We start from the raw sequence: 1,910 nt of genomic DNA, 5'->3' as shown, positions 1-1,910 counted from the left end.
GACCGGCGGCCGGCCGCCCCGGCGCCGCCCGCGCAGCACAACCGGGCCGGCCCCGGAGCCGTCCCGGGCCGCCCCCGGCGGCGGCGCCCGCCATCGGGGTCAACCCTCCGTACCCGAACCCGGTGCCGCGCCCACCGCCGCCCGGCGCAGGCCAGTAGGCTCACAGGCATGGAGCATGAGGTTGTCATCCAGCTGCCGGCCGAACTCGTCCAGCCTGCCCTGGCGGACCCCGCGCTGCTCGCGCGCTGCGTCCCCGATCTGCGCCCCGACGCCTCCGCCGAGCCCACCGGGCGCCCCGCCGCCAAGCGCGCCGCCGGCACCGGCCCCGAGGAGATCAGCGGTCGGCTGCGGCTTCGGGTCGCCGACTCCAGCATCACCTACCGCGGCGTCATCTCGCTGATCCGCAGCGGCGGTGCGGGCGTGCTGACCGCCCTCGTCGAGGGCCAGGAGGCCCGCGGCGACGGCGAGGTGACGGCCACCCTGCGGCTGCGCGCCGAGCCGGTCGACGGGGACGCGGCGAGCACCGTGCTCCGGTTCAGCGGCGACCTCACCCCCGGCGGCCGGCTCGCCGAGCTGGACGAGGAGACCCTGGCGGCGCTCGGGCGGCGCCTGCTGGATCGTTTCGCCGCGACCCTGACCGCCGAACTCAAGGGCACCCCCGTGCTCACCGTGGTCCCCGACCCGGAGCCGGAGGACGAGGAGCCCACCGGGGAGGCCGGCGACGCGGCCGAGGAACTGCCCGACGACCTCTTCGCCGACGACCTCTCGGACCTGATCGCCTTCTCCCCCGAGCCGCCCGCGGTCGAGGGCACCGACCGGCCCGCCGGCGCCGAGCCGCAGGCCGAGGAGGAGATCGAGCCCGCCGCCCGGCTGGACGCCCCCTACGGCTTCCCGCGCGCCGTCGAGGACCCGGTGTCGGGCGACGAGCCGCTCGGCGGCCCGATCCGCCGCAGCATCGTGGGCCGCTCCGCCGAAGAGGTGGACCACGCGCCGCCGCGCGGCCGCTACGCGCCCACCCTGCCCGCCCGCAGCGCCCGGGCCCGGGCCGCCAGCCGGTGGTACGGCGACCAGCAGGCCACCCCGGTCGCCACCCGCGGCGCGGCCCGGCTCAGCTCGCCCTGGGTGATCGGCGGCGGCGTCGCCCTGCTCGGCGGCGCGGTCATCGTGGCCCGCGCCCTGCGGCGCCGCTGATCGACTTAGACTGATTGCTCATGAGCAACCAGCCGAACCCGAGCACCGACCGCGAAGCGCTGAAGGCGCAGATCAAGACCAAGGCCGTGGTGCACGGCAAGGTCATCCTCTCCTCCGGCCGCGAGGCCGACTACTACGTCGACCTGCGCCGGATCACCCTGGACGCCCAGGCCGCGCCGCTGGTCGGCCGGGTGCTGCTGGACGCCACCGCCGACCTGGAGTACGACGCGGTCGGCGGCCTGACCCTGGGCGCCGACCCGGTGGCCGCCGCGATGCTGCACGCCGCCGCCGCCCGCGGCCGCGAGCTGGACGCCTTCGTGGTCCGCAAGGCCGGCAAGGCGCACGGCCTGCAGCGCCGGATCGAGGGCCCGGACGTCAAGGGCCGCCGGGTGCTGGCCGTCGAGGACACCTCCACCACCGGTGGCTCGGTGCTGACCGCCGTCGAGGCGCTGCGCGAGGCGGGCGCCGAGGTGGTCGGCGTCGCGGTGATCGTCGAGCGCGGTGCCGCGCCGGCGATCGAGGCGGCCGGCCTGCCCTACTACACCGTCTTCGACGCCGCGGACCTCGACCTCGCCTGAGGCCCCCCGGCAGCCGGTCGCCGCCGGTCGAGGTTTCACGTGAAACCTCGCCGCCGGCCGGCCCACCCGCAGGAACAACGGTGCCCCCGACCCGTCCCGGGTCGGGGGCACCGTGGCGTGTCTCGGTAACGGCGGCCTCCC

General features: G+C 77.4%; 2 protein-coding genes. Both read left to right on the top strand.

Translation table 11 applies throughout. The features are described 5' to 3' along the window. Nucleotides 1-168: 168 nt before the first annotated feature. Nucleotides 169-1,191: a hypothetical protein gene (locus ACQRUO_RS39315; RefSeq protein ID WP_428320984.1), complete on the top strand. Its 1,023-nt coding sequence runs from the start codon at nucleotides 169-171 to the stop codon at nucleotides 1,189-1,191. Between the two features lie 20 nt (nucleotides 1,192-1,211). Then, complete coding sequence (pyrE, locus tag ACQRUO_RS39310; protein ID WP_428320983.1) at nucleotides 1,212-1,769, top strand: orotate phosphoribosyltransferase; 558 nt, start codon at nucleotides 1,212-1,214, stop codon at nucleotides 1,767-1,769. The last annotated feature ends 141 nt before the right edge of the window (nucleotides 1,770-1,910 follow it).

The sequence above is a fragment of the Kitasatospora sp. LaBMicrA B282 genome, from assembly GCF_050325825.1.
GTDB lineage: Bacteria > Actinomycetota > Actinomycetes > Streptomycetales > Streptomycetaceae > Kitasatospora.
The sequence above is the reverse complement of the archived record's forward strand: the minus strand, read 5'-3'. Positions and strand labels throughout refer to the sequence as shown.

What these genes read in the sequence shown, in the direction of transcription:
- ACQRUO_RS39315 (WP_428320984.1), top strand. Translation starts at nt 169, where the DNA reads ATGGAGCATGAGGTTGTCATCCAGCTGCCGGCCGAACTCGTCCAGCCT.
- pyrE (WP_428320983.1), top strand. Translation starts at nt 1,212, where the DNA reads ATGAGCAACCAGCCGAACCCGAGCACCGACCGCGAAGCGCTGAAGGCG.